Source organism: Methylobacterium sp. NPDC097929 (genome assembly GCF_049543375.1).
GTDB lineage: Bacteria > Pseudomonadota > Alphaproteobacteria > Rhizobiales > Beijerinckiaceae > Methylobacterium.
Map to the genome: position 1 here is coordinate 1 of NZ_JBMVEP010000005.1, position 17,885 is coordinate 17,885.

15 protein-coding genes and 4 pseudogenes are annotated in these 17,885 nt (G+C 64.9%); 5 read left to right on the top strand and 14 right to left on the bottom strand.

The annotated features are described in order from the left end of the window. Positions 1-179 (bottom strand): NAD-dependent epimerase/dehydratase family protein (locus ACPCJR_RS13990; RefSeq protein ID WP_391514882.1); only part of this gene is annotated, 179 nt, incomplete at its 3' end. Positions 180-507: 328 nt separating this feature from the next. After that, positions 508-711, bottom strand: a pseudogene (locus ACPCJR_RS13995) (IS5/IS1182 family transposase); the annotation flags it as partial. A 113-nt stretch (positions 712-824) separates the two neighbouring features. Here ACPCJR_RS13995 and ACPCJR_RS14000 point away from each other — a divergent pair. Both ACPCJR_RS14000 and ACPCJR_RS14005 read left to right on the top strand, forming a co-directional pair. Further along, entirely contained in the window at positions 825-1,721 is an 897-nt protein-coding gene (locus ACPCJR_RS14000; RefSeq protein ID WP_391515634.1) for an IS481 family transposase, read from the top strand. Positions 1,722-1,733: 12 nt separating this feature from the next. Continuing rightward, positions 1,734-2,069: pseudogene (locus tag ACPCJR_RS14005) on the top strand (transposase); the annotation flags it as partial. Here ACPCJR_RS14005 and ACPCJR_RS14010 read toward each other — a convergent pair. The 7 genes and pseudogenes from ACPCJR_RS14010 to ACPCJR_RS14040 all read right to left on the bottom strand — a co-directional run bounded on the left by ACPCJR_RS14010 (position 2,039) and on the right by ACPCJR_RS14040 (position 9,940). Then, complete coding sequence (locus tag ACPCJR_RS14010) at positions 2,039-3,007, bottom strand: FkbM family methyltransferase (protein ID WP_391515624.1); 969 nt, start codon at positions 3,005-3,007, stop codon at positions 2,039-2,041. The pseudogene ACPCJR_RS14005 and the gene ACPCJR_RS14010 overlap by 31 nt on opposite strands. A 749-nt stretch (positions 3,008-3,756) precedes the next feature. After that, a complete protein-coding gene (locus ACPCJR_RS14015; RefSeq protein WP_391515622.1) occupies positions 3,757-4,389 on the bottom strand; it encodes an acetyltransferase in 633 nt (210 codons plus the stop codon). Positions 4,390-4,793: 404 nt separating this feature from the next. Next, positions 4,794-5,216: pseudogene (locus tag ACPCJR_RS14020) on the bottom strand (transposase); the annotation flags it as partial. Positions 5,217-5,218: 2 nt separating this feature from the next. Next, a pseudogene (locus ACPCJR_RS14025) lies at positions 5,219-5,506 on the bottom strand (helix-turn-helix domain-containing protein); the annotation flags it as partial. A 186-nt stretch (positions 5,507-5,692) separates the two neighbouring features. Continuing rightward, on the bottom strand, positions 5,693-8,239 hold the full coding sequence (locus tag ACPCJR_RS14030) for a TonB-dependent siderophore receptor (protein WP_391515632.1): 2,547 nt from the start codon (positions 8,237-8,239) through the stop codon (positions 5,693-5,695). Between the two features lie 158 nt (positions 8,240-8,397). Then, positions 8,398-9,336 carry a FecR family protein gene (locus ACPCJR_RS14035; RefSeq protein WP_391515620.1) on the bottom strand — a complete coding sequence of 313 codons (939 nt, stop codon included), beginning with the start codon at positions 9,334-9,336 and terminating at the stop codon, positions 8,398-8,400. Between the two features lie 94 nt (positions 9,337-9,430). Further along, positions 9,431-9,940 (bottom strand): RNA polymerase sigma factor, encoded by a 510-nt coding sequence (locus tag ACPCJR_RS14040; protein ID WP_391515619.1) that lies wholly within the window; start codon positions 9,938-9,940, stop codon positions 9,431-9,433. 499 nt (positions 9,941-10,439) lie between these two features. On the opposite strand from ACPCJR_RS14040, the gene ACPCJR_RS14045 reads away from it, so the two are divergent. The 3 genes from ACPCJR_RS14045 (at position 10,440) to panC (ending at position 12,430) form a co-directional block, all read left to right on the top strand. Then, entirely contained in the window at positions 10,440-11,045 is a 606-nt protein-coding gene (locus ACPCJR_RS14045; protein WP_110351433.1) for a helix-turn-helix domain-containing protein, read from the top strand. Between the two features lie 76 nt (positions 11,046-11,121). Further along, positions 11,122-11,484, top strand: a complete 363-nt coding sequence (locus ACPCJR_RS14050) for a hypothetical protein (RefSeq protein WP_391515617.1) — start codon at positions 11,122-11,124, stop codon at positions 11,482-11,484. An 88-nt stretch (positions 11,485-11,572) separates the two neighbouring features. Continuing rightward, positions 11,573-12,430 carry a pantoate--beta-alanine ligase gene (gene panC / locus ACPCJR_RS14055; protein WP_391515615.1) on the top strand — a complete coding sequence of 286 codons (858 nt, stop codon included), beginning with the start codon at positions 11,573-11,575 and terminating at the stop codon, positions 12,428-12,430. 13 nt (positions 12,431-12,443) lie between these two features. On the opposite strand, the gene ACPCJR_RS14060 is transcribed toward panC, so the two are convergent. From ACPCJR_RS14060 to ACPCJR_RS14080, 5 genes are all read right to left on the bottom strand, one after another. Continuing rightward, positions 12,444-13,022, bottom strand: a complete 579-nt coding sequence (locus ACPCJR_RS14060; protein ID WP_391515614.1) for a Fic/DOC family protein — start codon at positions 13,020-13,022, stop codon at positions 12,444-12,446. A gap of 6 nt (positions 13,023-13,028) precedes the next feature. Next, positions 13,029-13,382 (bottom strand): DUF2188 domain-containing protein, encoded by a 354-nt coding sequence (locus tag ACPCJR_RS14065; protein WP_391515612.1) that lies wholly within the window; start codon positions 13,380-13,382, stop codon positions 13,029-13,031. 82 nt (positions 13,383-13,464) lie between these two features. Further along, a complete protein-coding gene (locus ACPCJR_RS14070) occupies positions 13,465-15,303 on the bottom strand; it encodes an NADPH-dependent assimilatory sulfite reductase hemoprotein subunit (RefSeq protein ID WP_391515610.1) in 1,839 nt (612 codons plus the stop codon). 187 nt (positions 15,304-15,490) lie between these two features. Continuing rightward, complete coding sequence (locus ACPCJR_RS14075; RefSeq protein ID WP_391515608.1) at positions 15,491-17,266, bottom strand: diflavin oxidoreductase; 1,776 nt, start codon at positions 17,264-17,266, stop codon at positions 15,491-15,493. Positions 17,267-17,378: 112 nt separating this feature from the next. Beyond that, positions 17,379-17,882, bottom strand: a complete 504-nt coding sequence (locus ACPCJR_RS14080) for an Lrp/AsnC family transcriptional regulator (RefSeq protein ID WP_110351438.1) — start codon at positions 17,880-17,882, stop codon at positions 17,379-17,381. Positions 17,883-17,885: the final 3 nt, after the last annotated feature.

A 17,885-nucleotide genomic window follows, 5' to 3' on the forward strand; every position in this document is an offset into this window, starting at 1 on the left:
CAGATGTCGGCCTGCTCCAGGCGGTGGCGCGGGTCGTCGGCCAGCGGCTGCAGCGAGATCGGGTTGGCGGCGTAGGTCAGGGCGTCGAGGGTGAGCACCTCGTGGCCGAGGTCCTGCACCAGATGCAGCACCAGGGCGGAGCCGATGAAACCGCAGCCGCCCGTCACCAGTATGCGCATCGGGTTTCACTCCATTTTTGCCTGCTCGCGCTTCCAGCCTATGTGACAGGAAGATTGATGCCGTGGTGCGGTTACGACAACACGCGGTCACTGGCAACGCATTTGGGACGCGTCGCCAACCACCGCCTTTTCGAAGCCTGATTTCATATTCAATTAGAACATCGAGAGCGCTGCCTCCCAAAAATATAGTCCCAGTAAACTATTTATTGCAGGATTAGTTGCATGATCTTACGACCGATCCAATCATGGAACGTTGCAGACACATCATGAACGCGTCCAGTACGATCCCAGCCATCTTATCTAGGGCGTCTCTGCAAAATCATGTCAGTCAAAGGATGGTCATGCCAAGCGTGACCATGGCGAGGTAGTTGGGCGCCCGCTTTTCGTATTGGGTCGCGCTGCGGCGATACTGCTAGAGCCGGCCGATCAGCCGCTCGATCATGTTACGCTCCCGGTAGGCAGCCTTGTCGAAGTCGGGTTGGCACGACTGCTCCGCGCGGGTCGGGATCACCGGCTCGATCCGGCGCTGCCTAGGTGTTTGATCCCGCGGTGTGGTGGTACGGTTGACCACCATGCTGCGAGGGATGGGCTATGGGCTAGGTTCTCCATGGAAGCGCCACCACGACGGAGGCAGTCCGTCGCGCGATCCAGCTACGTGAAGAGAGCGTAAGAGCGCTGGCCAAGCGCTACGGCGTCAGCCCGACGACGGTGCAGAAGTGGCGCAAACGGACGAGCACAGCGGATGCCCGGATGGGCCCCAAGGAACCGCGCTCCACCGTGCTCACCGTCGAGGAGGAAGCGATCGTTGTCGCCTTCCGCCGGCACACCCTGCTGCCGCTTGACGACTGCCTCTATGGCTTGCAGCCGACGATCCCGCACCTGACGCGATCCTCGCTGCATCGCTGCCTGGAACGGCATGGCATCAGCCGCCTACCTGAGATCGACGGCGACAAGCCCAAAAAGCAGCGCTTTGCGGCCTACGCCATCGGCTATGTGCACGTCGACATCGCCGAGGTGAGTACGGCTGAAGGCAAGCTCAGGCTGTTCGTGGCCATTGATCGAACCAGTAAGTTTGTCTTCGTGCGGCTCGTGGAGAGCGCCGGCAAGATGGAGGCAGCGCAGTTCCTGCGCGACTTCATCGAGGCGGTGCCTTACCGCATCCACACCGTGCTCACAGACAACGGCGTTCAGTTCACATCACGCCGGCAGGACATCTACGATAGCCAGCACATCTTCGACCGCGTCTGCGACGAGCACGACATCGAGCATCGGCTGACCAAGGTGAACCATCCTTGGACCAACGGGCAGGTCGAGCGGATGAACCGTACGATCAAGGACGCGACGGTCAAGCGCTACCACTACGACAGCCACGACCAGCTTCGAACGCATCTGCACCTGTTCGTCGATGCCTACAATCACGCTCGTCGGCTCAAGACCCTGCGGGGCCTGACGCCCACCGAGTTCATCCTGAATGCCTGGACGAAAGAGCCCAATCGCTTCAGGATCGACCCGTCACACCTCATCCCGGGACCATACACCTAGCGGCCGAGCGGATACCGGGCTTACGTCACCGACACGCTCGTGCCCGTGCTCAGATCCGGCGACACCGTCATCCTCGACAACCTGCAGGCCCACAAGGTGACGGGTGTGCGCGAAACCATCCAGGCCGCCTGGGCGAGGCTGCTCTACCTCCCGCCATAGAGCCCAGACTTCAATCCGATCGAGCCGATCTTCGCCAAGCTGAAAGCACTGCTGCCGACCGCAGCCGCCCGCACCGTGCCTGAATTTTGGGACAACATCCGGCAGGGCTTCACCCGCTTCACCCCGGACGAGTGCCGCGACGGCCTCGCCGCCGCCGGCTACAACAACGACTTGGCCGTCGCTACATGACCGGGATCGGTTCTAGTCGATCCGAAACTGGGGACTGAAAAAACATTAACCTGATCCATACAATTCGCAGGAAGTGGAAAGCTTAAAATAGCTCCCTCGGCTTCTTCGCTAACAGCATAAAAGTCAAAACTTCCCGATTTGCTCAAAGAACGAATTGCGTCCATATCAGTCCATCCATGACTTACCGCAGCAACTGGAGTGTATTCGAAAATGACAAGCGGGAGAGAATTTGATATAAACTGCGATGCACCCTCTATTACGTCAATTTCTGCGCCCTCAACATCAATCTTCATGATGCCTACGCTTGATTCGCGTCCTTTGAAGAAGTTGTCAATTTGACATATTGGCACTTCTATCTCTTGCAGCTCACTTAGAAATTTGAATCCATGATTTAATAAAGAGGATATTCCAGAATTCCCGGGGGTGGCGAAAAATTTTACAGATCCTTCCTGTTTTCCAACCGCAGACTTAATTAGGATAACATTTTCAACGCCATTTAAAGCAATGGTTGCCGCCGCAAGTTCATATGTTGAAGGAGATGGCTCGAATGCGAATACGTTTCCACGACCCTCGAGGTGCATAGCGACGCTTGCAGAAACGACGCCAATATTCGCACCTATATCGACCACATCGCACCCTGAGGGCGGGATATGATCAATCATTTGCTTGATTAGTGCAGAATTCGCATCAGGATTGATTGCGTGCCATGCAGAAGGAAAATCCCTTGCGTCGCCTACAAAGCGTATACCTGTCGAAAGAGTGCCTATGAAGTAAGGCTGATCACTATTAATATTTTTGCGAAGCTCAGCGTATGCTTGAATCGGGCTCTTGGATGCTCTACAAGCATTCCAGAGCCAATTATAATCCGTCACTTTGGCAGAGATTCGTTCGAGAATCGTCTTTTGGTCTTCATAGACAGAGATAAACACCTCAGACATCAATCTACCTTATAATTTCAAACGCAGATATGCGACTGTAATTCGCATATCTGCGTTTGACAAATCAAAACTCAAAATTTGATACTCAGAGTCATGGGTCAACCCGCGTTGCCTTGGGGCGACATATGAAGGTGCAGGCGAACGGTGAAAACTAAGTGTCTGAGGCGGGCCAGCGAAGCCATGGTGCGTACCGCTTGGCAGTCATCTGACACAGTTTTAATCCGAATTGCGATCAGCGCATATCGAGCGCCTCTTCGCCTGCATCAGCCACAACCACCGGCTTGTCAAAGACTAGAAATGATTTTCCATAGCCCTAGCCAACTTAAGTATCATTGCCCTTGCCTGCCTCGTGCTTAAAAATAGGTCGTTCTACTCTCGGATAATTTATAGCAGCCTCTATCTTCGCCACATCCATCTCGATTCGCTTTGGAAGTGCATTATCTTCGTTTTTAGGGGCCCTCCCTCGGGGCACATCGCAGAGCAGCAGTAATGGCTCTGCTGATAATTCCCGTCGATTTATTGTATAGTAGCCACTGCCGCAACATAAAATACATTCGAAAACGTCTTTCATGCGCGAGTCCCCACCTGTCATCGTATAGTCGCCGTTAAGACGCACTTCGAGGTTGTAATTTTCAAAAATTTTTACAAAAATTAGTATTATAGAATAATGAAATTTTACTTGCGTTTCTATTTATCCAGCCTAGCCAGCTCTGCCAAAAGAGAATTTTTATCCTATTATAACGACTCATTTAACTACGGTCGATTGGTCGAGCTGGATTGCCTACCACTACACATCCCGCGGGAACATTTTTAGTTACTACGGCACCCATGCCAATTACAGCGCCCGCCCCAATCATCAAGGGGGAAGCGGAGGATCCTTGCTTTAGTACCGCACCAGTTCCGATATACGCCCCTCTGCCTACTACAACATTACCATTGCAACAGACTCTTGGCGCAAAAGTAACATAATCTTCAATAACACAGTCATGGGCAACGTAGGAATATATATTGGAGTGAAAGCATTTGCCTATGCGCACATTCGATGTGATCATTGAGTTTGCACACAAAATCGCCCCAGGTGAAATATCAACAGCATCGTATATTATCGCACTTTTGGCAAACATATCAAAGTGCGCGACACCATTCTCTTCCATAACGCCTGAAATCCGCTCCCTGGTTCGCCAATCTGCAACCGCAAGACTTAAGTGCCTGCGCTGATTAATAGCCTGCTCCAATGAAATTACATTTATTCCATTGATAGTATTATCTTCCTTCGTGACTATATCAACAACGAACGCAATGTCTGCATTAGGGTTAGCCGCTCTTATTTCTGGAAGAACTTCTCTTCCAAACCCACCAGCTCCGAATATTCCAATCTTCATGGCACACCGTGAGGGTTGAATATTAATACATTCTTCCGTGACAACACCAAGCTCTGCCCTTCATGGATTTTGAGGCAAATTCTCAGAGTTTTATAACCTCATACTCTTGGAATACGTCGAAATTAAGAATGCACAAAGCATTGCGTCGTTCGAGTCTATCGTGGATGCTTTGAGGTGGTCGGCGAACAGCGTCTGCGTTGGGGGTGTGGCCGTCGAGGTCGGCTTTCCTACGACCGGCCGGCGCCGTATGCCGGGCCTGCGGCGGGAGGAGGTCGCCGCCCTCGCGGGCGTCGGCCTGACTGGGTACACGTGGTTCGAGCAGGGCCGCGACATCCAGATGTTCCGGGTTTCCTACTTAGCGTCGCCAAAGCTTTGAGGCTAGTGGACTGACGTAGACGGAGGATTCACGGAAGTCTGCTGACGGCCCTGACGATTCCCGCAGCCGGCTTGGTCCAAGTGAAGGGCCGGGCGCGGCTGTTGTGCTCGGCGATGTAGCGATTGATGGCGGCCTGAAGATCGACGACGCCGGTGAAGGTGCCGCGCCGCAGACGGCGGCGGGTCAGGGCGGAGAGGAAGCCCTCGACCGCGTTGAGCCAGGAAACGGAGGTCGGGGTGAAGTGGAAGGTCCAGCGCGGATGACGCACCAGCCACGCGCGCACCTTCGGGTGCTTGTGGGCGGCGTCGTTGTCGAGGATCGCGTGGATCGTCTTGCCGGCCGGCACGGCGGCTTCGACGGCGTTGAGGAAGGGGATGAACGCACCGTTCCGGTGGCGTTGCATGCAGCGGCCGATCACGCTGCCGTGGAGGATGTCGAGGGCGGCAAACAGGGCTGCACGCCTCGCTCAGTTAAGGCATCGCGCAGTTCGCGCAGGAAGATCTCCGGCTGCTCCCGGCACAGGGACAGGATCAGCTCGGCCTGCGCCTCGATGCGGTGCGAGGCGTGGTCGCCTCCCGATGGCTTGGCGGCGATCCGGCCCTCCCGGCGGAAGCGCTCCACCCAGCGGCTGGCACTCGATACGCCGCCCCCGAAGCGCGCCGCGACCTGATGGGAGGAGGCGCCCGCGGCCACAGCCGCCACGACACGCTCACGCAGATCCAGGGACAACGGTGAAGGCATCGGCAACTCCTTCACCCGGCAACGCCTCCAAACGCCCCCCGTCCCAACGCGCTCGGAAATCGCTCTATGTTCGCGACGGCGGATCGTCTCCGGCCCCGATGCCGGAAGCACGACAGGCCCGCGGGAGACCGCGGGCCTGCTTTCGTTTCGGCTCCGTACGCGCAGCGACGGGGGTTGCGAGAAGGATCAGAAGTCGACCGATGCGGAGACGATGAAGGTGCGCGGCGCGCCGACGGCCAGGAAGCCGCGGGCGGCCGAGGCCCAGTAGGAATCGTCCAGAAGGTTCTGGACGAAGGCGCGCAGGACGACCGGCTTCCCGTTCGCGCCCACGGTGGTGTAGCGCAGGCCCGCATCGAAGCGCGTCCAGTCCGGCACCGACTGGGTGTTGGTCTGATCGTAGAACATACTGCTGGTGTAGATCGCCCGGCCGGTCAGGGTCAGGCCCGGCGCCAGCCAAGGCGGCAGGTCGTACTCGGCGTAGAGGTTGAAGGCCGTGTCGGGCACGCCGGGCGCCGCCTTGCCGTTGGCCAGCGGATTCGCAGCCCGGACCAGTTCCGCGTCGATGAAGGTGACGCCGCCGAGGAGCCGCAGGCCCGGGACGACCTCGCCGAACACGTTGAGTTCGACGCCGCGGTTCCGCTGACGGGCGCTGACCGAGTAGATGTTGGTCGCGGGATCGGTGAAGGCGCTCGGCAGCTCGATCTCGAACAGCGAGGCCGTGGCCGCGACGGTGCCGAAATCGTACTTGACGCCGATTTCCTTCTGCCGCCCGACCGCCGGCGCGAAGATCTCGTTGGCATTCCGCGCCGTGGCGGGCGGGCCGGCGACGGGGTCGAGCGACTCGATGAAATTGCCGTAGAACGACAGGTTGTCGAACGGGCTCAGCACGAAGGTGATGGCCGGGCTGAAGCGGCCCTCCCGATAGTTCGAGGTAACTCTCCCCTGGTCCAGTCCCGGACGGGTGGCGTAGCCCTGCTGGTCGATCTCCTGGTAGCGCCCCCCCAGCGTCAGCAGGAAACGGTCGTCGCCGAAGAACGAGAGGGTGTCGGCGATGGCCACGCTGCGCGCGGAGAGCTGCGCGAAGAGCGGCTGCGCGGCCGAGCGGGGAAGCCCGATCGTCGGAACGGATCCGGTCGGCAGGTAGGTCGGATTGTAGATGTTGATCGTGTAGGGCGTGAAGACGGGCGGGACGAAGCCGCTGCGGAAGTTCTTGTTGTTCGCCTCGACGGCGGCGATGTTCACCTGATGGTCGAGGAAGCCGGTGCGGAAGCGGGTGCGCAGGCCCACCTCGCCGCTTAGGCCCTGGATCTCCTGGGGCTGGATCGCGAGCAGGTTGGTCGCCTGCCCGGTCACGCTCGTCACGCGATAGTTCGAGGTGAGGAAGTCCTCGTTGTAGCGGCTGGCGCCGCCGGCGATGTAGACCGTCGTGTCGGGCAGGACGTCGTACTCGGCCCGGCCCGCGATCATGCCGTAGCGGCTGTCGTTGTACTCGAACGGGTTCGCGGTGTTGCGCCGGTTGTTCGGGGCGCGGGGGATCGGAATGCCCGGGGCGACCGCGTTGAACAGCGAGGTCGGCGCCGTGACGTTCTGCGTCGAGTGGGTCATGTCGAGCGAGGCGCGGAAGCGGTCGCCGCGATAGTCGAGGCCGAGCGCCGCGACGCCCACCTCGATCGCGTTGTTGTCGAGCGGCGTGGCGCCGGTGCGGTAGGCGCCGTTGAAGCGCACGCCCCATTCCTTGAAGTCGCCGAAGCGGCGGCTCAGGTCGGCATGCGTCCAGATCTGCGCATCGCTGAGATAGGTCGTGGTGAGCCGGGCGAACGGCTCGTCGTAGGCGCGCTTGGGGATGAGATTGATCGTGCCGCCGACGCGGCCGGTGCCGCCGCTCAGGAGCGCGGACGGCCCCAGCAGGATCTCGACGCGCTCAAGGCCCTCCGTGAAGCTGCGCCGTGGGTTGGCGAGGTAGAACAGGCCGTCGAAGGCGGTGTCGAGGTTGGTGACCGAGAAACCGCGGATGAAGTAGGAATCGCGCTCGCTGTAGGGCGGCGCGTCGTTGCGCACCGAGGGGTTGTTCAGCACGACGTCGGCGAGCGACACCGCCTGCTGGTCCTCGATCAGCTTTTCCGTGTAGCCCGTGATGTTGAAGGGCGTCTTCAGGACGGAGCGGTTGCCGAGGAAGCCGACCCGGGTTCCCGAGCCGACTTGGCCGCCGGCATAGGGGACGGGCGGCTGTCCGACCGTTCCGGTGGGCGGCGGCAGGCCGGCGGCGGCGGCGGCGCGGCCCTGTCGCGTCGCCTGCCCCTGAACGTGCAGCTCGTCGAGCGTCACCGCCCCCGCCGGCTCCGCGCCGAGCTGGACGTAGCGCGGATTGACCAGCGTGATGGTCGAGGCGCCCGCCGGTCGATAGGTCAGGCCAGTGCCCTCCAGGAGCTTGGTCAGCGCCTCGACGGGCGAGAAGGTGCCGTCGATCCCTTGCGTCTCCAGCCGCGCGGTCAGTTCGGTCGGGTAGACGAGCTTGACGCCGGCCTGCTCGGTGAAGGCCACGAGGCCGGTCTCCAGCGAGCCGCTGGGGATGCTGAGACGGCGGTGTCGGCCGTCCGTCAGCGCCGTCGGCACGGCCGGGGAGACGGCGTCCAGGCCACGTTTCGCGGGCGCGGCCTGGGCGGGCGCGGACTGGGCGGTCGCGGCCTGCGCCATCACCCCGAGCGAGACGCCGGCCAGGGCGAACACCGTCAACCGCCTGTGTGAAAACCCGCGCCGCTGCGCCGCCATGTCAAAGCCCCATCGATCCGTCGGGAGGCGCGGCGCGCTTCGCGCTCTCTGGCCTCTCACCGACTAAGATCAACGGGAGCGCCGTCTCCTGACGTCCGGACGCGAACTTTTTCGGAGGGCGCTCACACGGGCGACCCGACCAGGACCAGCAGGGGCGAGAGCCGGCGGATGCGCACGCCCATGGTCGCGGCGATCGCGTCGAGCGCCTCGTCGGTGTTGCGGGGATCGAAGGCGCCGGTCACGCGCCGCTCGCCGAAGCGCCGGTCGAGCAGAAGGATTCGACCGTGGCGATAGCGCCCGAGTTCGGCCAGGACGCGCGCGAGCGGCTCGCCGGAAAAGAGAAGCCGGTCCTCGCGCCAGGCCATCGCCCGCTCCACGTCCGCCGAAGCCACGCTGAGGGACGCGTCGGCGCCGATCCGGACGGCCTCGCCGGCCGAGACCACCGCGTGGCGGCCCGCGGCCGAGACGGCGACCCGCCCCTCGGCCACGCCGACCGGGCTGCTCGCGCTGTCCGCGCGCACGAAGAAGCGGGTGCCGATCGCGTGCACGCTCAAGCCGGGTCCCCGCACGACGAAGGGCCGGCCGGCATCGGGCGCGACGTCGAAGCTCGCCTCGCCGCGCAGGAGTTCGACGCGGCGCTCCCCCTCGCTGAAACGCAGGGCGATCGCCGTATCGGTGTTGAGATCGACGCGGCTGCCGTCGGCGAGCGTCGCGCGCTCGATCGCGCCGACGCCGCTCCAGTGGTCGGCGCGCAGCCGGTCGAGGAGCGGCGATTGCGAGGCCAGGGCGCCCCCGAGCAGCAGCGCGAGGACGAGGCCCGCCAGCGTCTTCGCGCCGCCCCGGCGCGGGCGGGGATCGGGCAGATGCCCGAGCCGGCGCCAGAGTGCGTCCATCTCCGCATAGGCCGCGTCATGGGCCGGGTCGGCCGCCCGCCAATGCTCGAAGCGGTCGCGCTCGGAGGCGGTCACGTCGGAAGAGGAGAGCCGCGCGACCCAGGCGGCGGCGGCCTCGTAGATCGGGTCCTCGCCGCTCTCTCCCTCCGCCTCCTCGCCGCCGGCCACGCCCACGCCCTCCGTGCCCGCCGCGGCCGGATCGGCGCAGCTTTCTCCTGCTCCTCATAGATCAACGAGGGGCCGTTCTCCTGATCCCGTCCGCTCAAAAAAGATCGAGGCGGCTGCGCCGACAGTGCAGGAGGGCCCGGATGATGTGCTTCTCGACCATGTTGCGCGAGATGCCGAGACGCGTGGCGATCTCGCCGTTCGCCAGACCGTCGAAGCGGCTGAGCAGGAAGACTTCGCGGCAGCGGGGAGGCAATTCGTCGACGGCCTGCGCGAGGCGCCTCAACTCCTGTCGGGCGATCGTCTCCCGCTCCGGGAGGGCGTAGCCGTCGGCGATCTCCTCCCATTCGAGATCGGTCTTGGGCGAGAACAGGCTGTTTTCCAGACGGCGTCGGTTGCGCATCCGCAGGGCGACGTTGGTGGCGATGCGGAAGAGCAGAGCCGTCGGATGCTCGACGCTCGTGCGCGAGAGCGCGGCGACCATGCGCAGATAGGTTTCCTGGCTCGCATCGGCGGCATCCGCCGGATTATCGAGCAGCCTCGCGAGCAAGCGCCGCAGTTTCAGGCCCTCGTGACGGTAGAGGGCATCGACCGATATCCCCTGCATGGCATCGGTCCTCTCGCCCACCGGTCTTCCCATCTCTTGCAACGACCGATGAAGACCAGACGGAATTGCCTCGATCATGCAAGTTCCGCAGCACGTTAGACGCTTTCCAGGCTAGACGCTGCAAACAACACAAATCACTGTCCAAACGAATGAAACTTCTCCGGCCAAACACGACTTCATAACTGGAATAATTACAAATTATTATTCATTCCCAACCCTCGTTGCACGTGAGCCACACGCTTACCCGTCGATCTGTGGATGATTTCGACTTTCGCGTCAGGCTCATCCTCCCCATCCGAAACAGGCGGGATCGGCCCTCGCATCCGTGTCCGCCCGACCTTTGCGTGGTCTGCGCTCGCCGGGCGGCCCCCGAACGGGCTTGCGGCGCCGGCGGTGGACGGTGTGCCGCTGCCCTGGCCGCTTCGTCCCGGTGGCGCCTGCGAAAACCCGCGTCATAATGGGTGTGCACCGCACGGTGCGAGGAGGCAGCCAGGGATCCATGCTCAGCACCGCGTCGAACGCGCCCGCCGTCGAGGAACGTCCGCTCGAAAAGGCCTTGGGTCATCAGGTTCGCCTGCTGCGACGGGAGCGCGACCTCTCGGTGGCCGATCTCGGCGCCGCGGCCGGCATCTCGCCGGGCATGATCTCCAAGATCGAGAACGGCGCGATCTCGCCCTCGCTCGCCTCGATCAATTCGATCGCCTCGGCCCTGAACGTGCCGATCACGGCGCTCTTCGCCGCCTTCGAGGAGACCCGCGACTGCAGCTACGTGAAGCGCGGCCAGGGCGTGCCGATCGAGCGGCGGGGCACCAAGGTCGGCCATCTCTACGAACTGCTCGGCGCCGGCATCCGCGGCGACGTGGTGGTGGAGCCCTACCTCATCACGCTGGAGACCGAGGCGGAAGCCTATACGAGCTTCCGGCATGTCGGCACGGAGTTCATCTACATGCTGAGCGGCGAGGTGCTCTACCACCATTCCGGCCAGGACTATCACCTGGAGCCCGGCGACGCGCTGATGTTCGACTCGAACGGCCTGCACGGGCCGGCCAAGCTGCTGCGGACGCCGATGACCTACCTCTCGGTGATCGTCTATCCGCGCGGGTGAGCGCAGGGCGCGGTAAGGTTTCGTTCACCATCCGCTGCCAGGCTTTTTCCTCGGGATCGGCGGGAGGCTCCTTGCGATGACGGGCGGTTGGCAGCGGGCACGCGGTGCCCTCCTCGCCCTTGCCCTCACCTCCGTCCTCGGCGCACCGGTTCCGGCAGCGGACCTGTCGGAGTTCGGGACGGCCGCTCCGCTGCCGCCCTCGGCCCCGCGCTTCTTTCCCCGCGGCGACGGCGAGGCGATCGTCGACCGGCCGCCCCGTCCCCTTCCCCGGCGTCTCGCCGGATGCGCGCCGCGGATCGCCCCGGTGCCGACCGACGCCCCCGACGATCCGAGTTATGTCGGCTCGGCCTACGGCCTGGGCAAGCCGAGCTATTACGGATTCCGGCCGGGGCTCGGCACCGACGACCCGTTCGGTCGGCCCCTGCGCTACTGTCCCTGATCCCCCACGTCGTCGGCCCGTTGCGCTGGCGCCGGGAGGAAAGCGGGCCTACCTGTGCCGCGCGCATCGTCACTCCGCGAGCAGCCCCATGTCCGACACCACCCTCCGCTTCGACACCCTCGAACCCTTGCGCGCGCGGGTCGACGCGTGGCGCCGGGGCGGCGACCGGATCGTGCTGGTGCCGACCATGGGCGCGCTGCATGCGGGCCACCTCGCCCTCGTGACGCATGCCAAGGCGATCGGCCGGCGGGCGATCGTCAGCATTTTCGTGAACCCGACCCAGTTCGGCCCGACCGAGGATTTTTCGCGGTATCCGCGCGACACGCAGGCCGATCTCGCGCTCCTGTCGCAGGTGGGCGCCGACGCGGCGTGGCTTCCCAGCGTAGAGACCATGTACCCGGTGGGCTTCTCGACCCGCATCGAGCCCGGCCCGGCGGCGGAGGGCCTGTGCGGTCGCTTCCGGCCCGGGCACTTCTCCGGGGTCGCCACCGTGGTGACCAAGCTGATCAACCAAGTCCGGCCCGACATCGCCCTGTTCGGCGAGAAGGATTTCCAGCAATTGCAGGTGATCCGCGCGGTGACCCGCGACCTCGACCTGCCCGTGACGATCGAGGGCGTGCCGACCTTGCGCGAGACGGACGGCCTCGCCCTCTCCTCGCGCAACCGCTACCTCGACCCGCGCGAGCGCGCGCTCGCCCCCCGCCTGCACGCGCTGCTCGCCGACATCGCCGAGCGCCTCGCCCGCGGCGCGGAGGCGGGGCCGCTCGTCGCCGAGGGAATCGCGGCGCTGACGGCGGCGGGCTTCGGCCCGGTGCAGTATCTGGAGGTGCGCGACGCACAGACGCTCCAGCCCGTCGCACGGGCCGAGCGGGAGGCGCGGGTGCTCGTGGCCGCCTATCTCGGCAGGACGCGGCTCATCGACAACGTGGCGGTGGTGCCGGCCTGAGGCGCCCTACCCCTCAGAAGCGTGAGGCCACCGCCAGGATCTGCGCGCGAAGTCGTTCCTCATCCCCGTCGAAACTCGCGACCATGGACCAGCGAAAGGCTTCGGGATCGAAACGGTGCATGTTCAGCGGGTGTCCGGCTCGGCTCGCGATCAGCAGAAGGAAAGCCGTCTGGGCGCGACCGTTTCCGTCGCGAAACGGATGGATCGCGTTGAGCGTCGCGAGAAACGCGGCCGCCTGCTCGGCAAAAGCCGGGGCCTCCAGCCCCGACAGGTTCTTCGCCGCCCCAAGGCGCGCGAAGAGATGGGCCATCTCGCGGGAGATGTGCTCGGGATAGCAGAACGGGCTGAAGCCCTTGCGCATCCGGACGGTTCTGAAGCGTCCCGCCCAAGGGTAGACATCCTGAAAGATGTGGCGGTGAATCGCCCGGAAATGCGCGACGGTCAGGCGACCTGGAGGAAGCGGCTCCTCGAAGCGCTGTGCCGTCATCACGGCCTCGAAACGATCGAGGCCGGACTGGGAGCGCAGGCCGGCAAGATTCTTAAGGACGGACGTGCCGGGGTAGCAGTACGTCTCGTCCTCGACGTCGTACACCCGGTGTCAGCCGGTCGTGCTGCCGTACTTTTCCGCCAGCATCCGCCGCGCGGCGTCGGGCGTAGCGGCTTCAGCCGAACGGCGCAGATCCCGCTTCATGGCCCTGCTGAGCCGGATGCCTTCGACGGCGCTGATCTTCTCGAAGGCCAGCCGGCCGAGTGTGAAGCTCTCGTGAACGTGGCCTTTCGCGTCCTTGATGAGGAGTTGCCCGCCCTCCGGACGTGTCAGCGCCCGGGCGGCGCGGATCGCCTCGTCCTGCGTGGCATAGATATCGCCCTGGCGCGCGGCTCCGGCCCGCCTGACGACCCATTGTCCGTCGCGCGGCTCCACCGATACGTGGGTCGGGTCGGGCCTTGCCACGCGCGGAGAGGCGGACTCGTCTTGCATGGGCTTGACGATACCACAACGTCCGCCTCCCACCAGTGGGAGGCGGATGCCGGCTTCAGGCCGCCCGCAACGGCCCCGTGCGCTCGTGGAAGTCCGGACCGTTGCCGGTCTTGGCCACGAAGCCCGCCCGGATCACGAAGTCACCGAAATGCTCGCCCGGCTGCCGATCCTTGGCATAGGCGGCAAACAAGGGCTCCAGCGTGTCCTTGATCTCGCTCGCCGTGACGTCCTCGCGGTAGAGCTTGCTCAGGCGGGAGCCGTCGAAGGCGGCGCCGAGATAGAGGTGGTAGCGCTCGGGGCCGCGGCCGACGAGGCCGATCTCGGAGACGAAGGGCCGGGCGCAGCCATTCGGGCAGCCGGTGGAGCGGATCGTGATCTCCTTGTCCTGCAGGCCGTGCCGGGCGAGGCTCTCCTCCAACTCGGTGAGGAGATCGGGCAGGTAGCGCTCGCTCTCGGCCAGGGCCAGACCGCAGGTCGGCAGCGCGACGCAGGCGAGCGAGCTGCGCCGGATCGCCGAAGCACCCCGGGTCAGGCCGTACTCGTCGACGAGCGCATCGATCTCGGCGCGCTTGTCCGCCGGCACGTTGGCGATGATGACGTTCTGGTTGCCGGTGAGGCGGAAATCGCCCTCGTGCACCCCTGCGATGCGGCGCAGGCCCGAGAGGAATTGCGGGCCCCCGTCGATGTCCTTGATGCGGCCCGACGGCACGTAGAGCGTGAGGTGGTGGCGCCCATCCTCGCCCTCGACCCAGCCGTAGCGGTCGCCGTTGCCCTCGAAGGTGAAGGGCTTAGGCTCAGCCAGCGGCTTGCCGATGCGCTTTCCGACCTCTTCCCGGAAGGCGTCGAGGCCGAAGCGCTCGATCGTGTACTTGAGCCGGGCGTTCTTGCGGTTCTTGCGGTTGCCCCAGTCGCGCTGAACCGTCATCACGGCTTCCGCCGCCTTCAGCGCGTCCTCGGGCTTCACGAAGCCGAGCACGTCGGCGGTGCGCGGAAACGTGTCGGTCTCGCCGTGGGTCATGCCCATGCCGCCGCCGACGGTGACGTTCCAGCCCGTGACCCGGTTCTTCTTATCGAGGATGGCGATGAAACCGAGGTCGTGGGCGAAGATGTCGACCTCGTTGGAGGGCGGCACCGCCACCACGGTCTTGAACTTCCGCGGCAGGTAGGTCTTGCCGTAGACCGGCTCGACCTCGGCCGCGTCCTCGCCGCCGATCACGCGCTCGCCGTCGAGCCAGATCTCGCGCCACGCGCCGGTCTTCGGCAGCAGCGTGTCGGAGATGTCCTTGGCGAGCTGGAGCGCGGCCTTGTGGGCGCCGGCCTGGGCCGGGTTCGTCGCGGCCATGACGTTGCGGTTGACGTCGCCGCAGGCGGCGATGGTGTCGAGCAGCGCCGCGTCGATCGCCGCCATGGTGCGCTTGAGGTTCGACTTGATGACGCCGTGATACTGGAAGGTCTGGCGCGTGGTCGCGCGCAGGGCGCTGCCGGCATAGGTCGTGGCGATGTCGTCGAGGATCAGCCACTGCTTGGGCGTCACGACGCCGCCCGCGATGCGCAGGCGGATCATGAAGCTGTAGGCCTTCTCGAGCTTCTTCTTGGTGCGCTCCGCCCGGATGTCCCGGTCGTCCTGCATGTACATGCCGTGGAACTTGACGAGCTGGCCGTCATCCTCGGAGATCGCGCCGGTGGCGTGCTTGAGGAGCCCGTCGGCCAGCCCGCCGCGCAGGTAGCCGCTGGCGATCTTCAGGTGCTCGTTATGGGCGAGCCCCGCGGCACGGGCGGCCTCCGCATCCGTGATCGGGCGGTCGGTCGGCGGCGTCTCGTAGCGGCGCGCGCCGATGCCGGGCGTGTCCACGGCGGGGCCATCAGGGGTGTCGATCGGCTTGTGGTCGTCCATGGCGGTGATCCGATAGCTTCGACCCTCCCCCCTCTGCGGGGGAGGGTGCCTGCGGAGCAGGCGGGAGAGGGGAGCGACGGTGCAGCGTGGCCGCGCTCGCCGTGAAATCTCCGGAAGCCGGGTGCCCCTCACCCGACCCCTTCGGGGCCACCCTCTCCCGCAGCGGGGAGAGGGGGACGCAGCGTCTTCAGTAAACGTCCTGCTGGTAGCGCCGGGCGCGCTCCAGCGAGGCGACATGCGCCTCGGCATCGGCGCTGCTCAGACCCTTCACGCTCTCGAAGGCACGCACCACGGCGGCGCGCACGTCCTTGGCCATGTTCTTGGCGTCGCCGCAGACGTAGAAGTGGGCGCCGCCGTCGAGCCATTCCACCACCGCGGCGGCATGTGCGTCGATCCGGTCCTGCACGTAGATCTTCTCCGGCTGGTCCCGGGAGAAGGCCACGTCGATCTTGGCCAGCGAGCCGTCCTCCAGCGCGTCCTGCCATTCGAGCTGGTACAGGAAGTCGTGGGTGAAGTGCCGGTCGCCGAAGAACAGCCACGAGCGGCCGGGCGCTGCCGACGCGCGGCGCTCCTGCACGAAGGCGCGGAACGGCGCCACGCCGGTGCCGGGGCCGACCATGATGATGTCGGTCGCCGGATCGGAAGGCAGGCGGAAATGCTTGTTCGGCTTCACCCGCACCCGCAGCTTGGCGCCGTTGGCGATGCGGTCGGCCACGTGCACCGAGGCGACGCCGGAGCGGGCACGGCCGTGGGTCTCGTAGCGCACGGCGGCGATGGTGAGATGCACCTCGTCGCCGACTTCCTTGCGCGAGGAGGCGATGGAGTAGGCCCGCGGCGGCAGCGGCCGGGTCACGGTGTTGAGGTGCTCGGCGGTCAGCGCGGTCGGGAAGCGCTCGATCAGGTCGATCAGGTGGCGCCCCTCGATCCAGGCCTTCACCTCGCCGCTCTCGACGAACTTTTGCGCATCCGCGTGGCCCGTGGCCTTGGCGAAGCGCTCGACCGTGGTGGGCGAGAGCGTGGTGATGTCGCGCTCGGCCAGCAGCGCCCGGCGCAAGGCCTCGTCGCCGCTGAGCCCCGTGGCGCGCAGGATCTCGTCCACGAGCTGCGGGTCGTTCTCCGGGTAGATCTCGAGGGAATCGCCGGGTTCGTAGGCCGGTGCGCCGTCCTCGAACTCGAGGGCGAGGTGGATCGTCTCCTTGTCGGAGCGGGAGGAATTGAGGTTCACGTGGTCGATCACCTCGACCACCACCGGCTCGCGGCTGACCTCGCCGTCCTCGTCCTCGGTGCCGGCGCGGAAATCGACCGCCACGACGTTGTCGGCCGGGACTTCCGCCGGCGCCAGCGCCTTCAGCGCGCCCTTGATCCAGTCGGCGGCCGGCCGCTCGAAATCGAGGTCGAGATCGGCGCGGTCCGCGGCGCGCTTGGCGCCCAGCGCCTCGAAGCGCGCGTCGAGCGCCTTCCCGATGGCACAGAACTCGGCGTAGCTCGTGTCGCCGAGAGCCAGCACGCCGAACTGGACGCCGTCCAGCCGAGGGGCGCCCTCCCCCATCAGCTCGCCGTAGGCCCGCACGGCGCGGGCCGGTGGCTCGCCCTCGCCCCAGGTGGCGGCGATGGCGATGAGCTTGCCGGCCTTGGGGAGCGTGGCGAGGTCGAGATCGGCGAAGTCCACGATCTTCGGCTTGAAGCCCTGCTTGCGCGCGAGCTTGTTCACGTCGCTCGCGAGCTTTTCGGAATTGCCCGATTCGGAGGCGAACAGGATCGTCAGCGGCTCGGCCGCCTTCGGTGGGGCGGCCGGGGCCGGCGCCGCCGCGGCGGGCTGGCCGGAGGCCGCGTCGAGCCCCGCGAGAAAGCCCGTGAGCCACGCGCGCTGGATCGGCGTCGCCGCGCCGAGCGCCGCGTCGAGATGGGCCCGTTCCTGATCTCCGAAGGGAGCGGTGCGGGGGAGGAGTGCTTGCCTGGACATCGTGGGTGCCATGTCGTCTGCCGCGGCGTCGCTGTCAACGGCGAAATGTCCGTTTTAAAGAACGCCCGGAGAAGAGAAGAGATTGTTCGTTGTTGCGACGCAAAAAGGAAGATTATTCCCCAACCACCGAGAGACGCGGCTCGGGCCGTCCCCGCGGCGGGGGTGCCGGCAGCGGCAGGGCGGTGGTGGATTTGACCTTCTCCATCGCGAATCGCGAGGTCACGTTCTTGAGAGGAAGCGTCGCGATCAGGTGCTTGTAGAAGGTGTCGTAGGCGGCCATGTCGGCAACCACGACGCGCAGCATGTAATCGACGTCGCCGGCCATGCGGTAGAATTCCAGCACCTCCGGCATCGCCGCGATTCGGTCCGCGAATCGCTCCAGCCAGTCCTTGGAGTGATCGGCCGTCTCGATGGAGACGAAGACGGTGAGGCCGAGTCCCAGCTTCACCGGGTCGAGCACGGCCACGCGCCGGTCGATCACGCCGTCGGCCTCCAACCGCTGGATGCGCTTCCAGCACGGGGTCTGCGACAGCCCGACCTGCTCGCCGATGGCGGCGATGGAGAGCGTGGCGTCCTTCTGCAGGAGCGCGAGGATCTTCAGGTCGATGGAATCCAAGGG

Bases quoted from the DNA above. Each gene is read 5' to 3' on its own strand.
- ACPCJR_RS14050 (WP_391515617.1), top strand. From the start codon at position 11,122: ATGACGGGCGGTTGGCAGCGGGCACGCGGTGCCCTCCTCGCCCTTGCC.
- ACPCJR_RS14075 (WP_391515608.1), bottom strand. From the start codon at position 17,266: ATGTCCAGGCAAGCACTCCTCCCCCGCACCGCTCCCTTCGGAGATCAG.
- ACPCJR_RS14040 (WP_391515619.1), bottom strand. From the start codon at position 9,940: ATGCAGGGGATATCGGTCGATGCCCTCTACCGTCACGAGGGCCTGAAA.
- ACPCJR_RS14015 (WP_391515622.1), bottom strand. From the start codon at position 4,389: ATGAAGATTGGAATATTCGGAGCTGGTGGGTTTGGAAGAGAAGTTCTT.
- ACPCJR_RS14010 (WP_391515624.1), bottom strand. From the start codon at position 3,007: ATGTCTGAGGTGTTTATCTCTGTCTATGAAGACCAAAAGACGATTCTC.
- ACPCJR_RS14070 (WP_391515610.1), bottom strand. From the start codon at position 15,303: ATGGACGACCACAAGCCGATCGACACCCCTGATGGCCCCGCCGTGGAC.
- panC (WP_391515615.1), top strand. From the start codon at position 11,573: ATGTCCGACACCACCCTCCGCTTCGACACCCTCGAACCCTTGCGCGCG.
- ACPCJR_RS14045 (WP_110351433.1), top strand. From the start codon at position 10,440: ATGCTCAGCACCGCGTCGAACGCGCCCGCCGTCGAGGAACGTCCGCTC.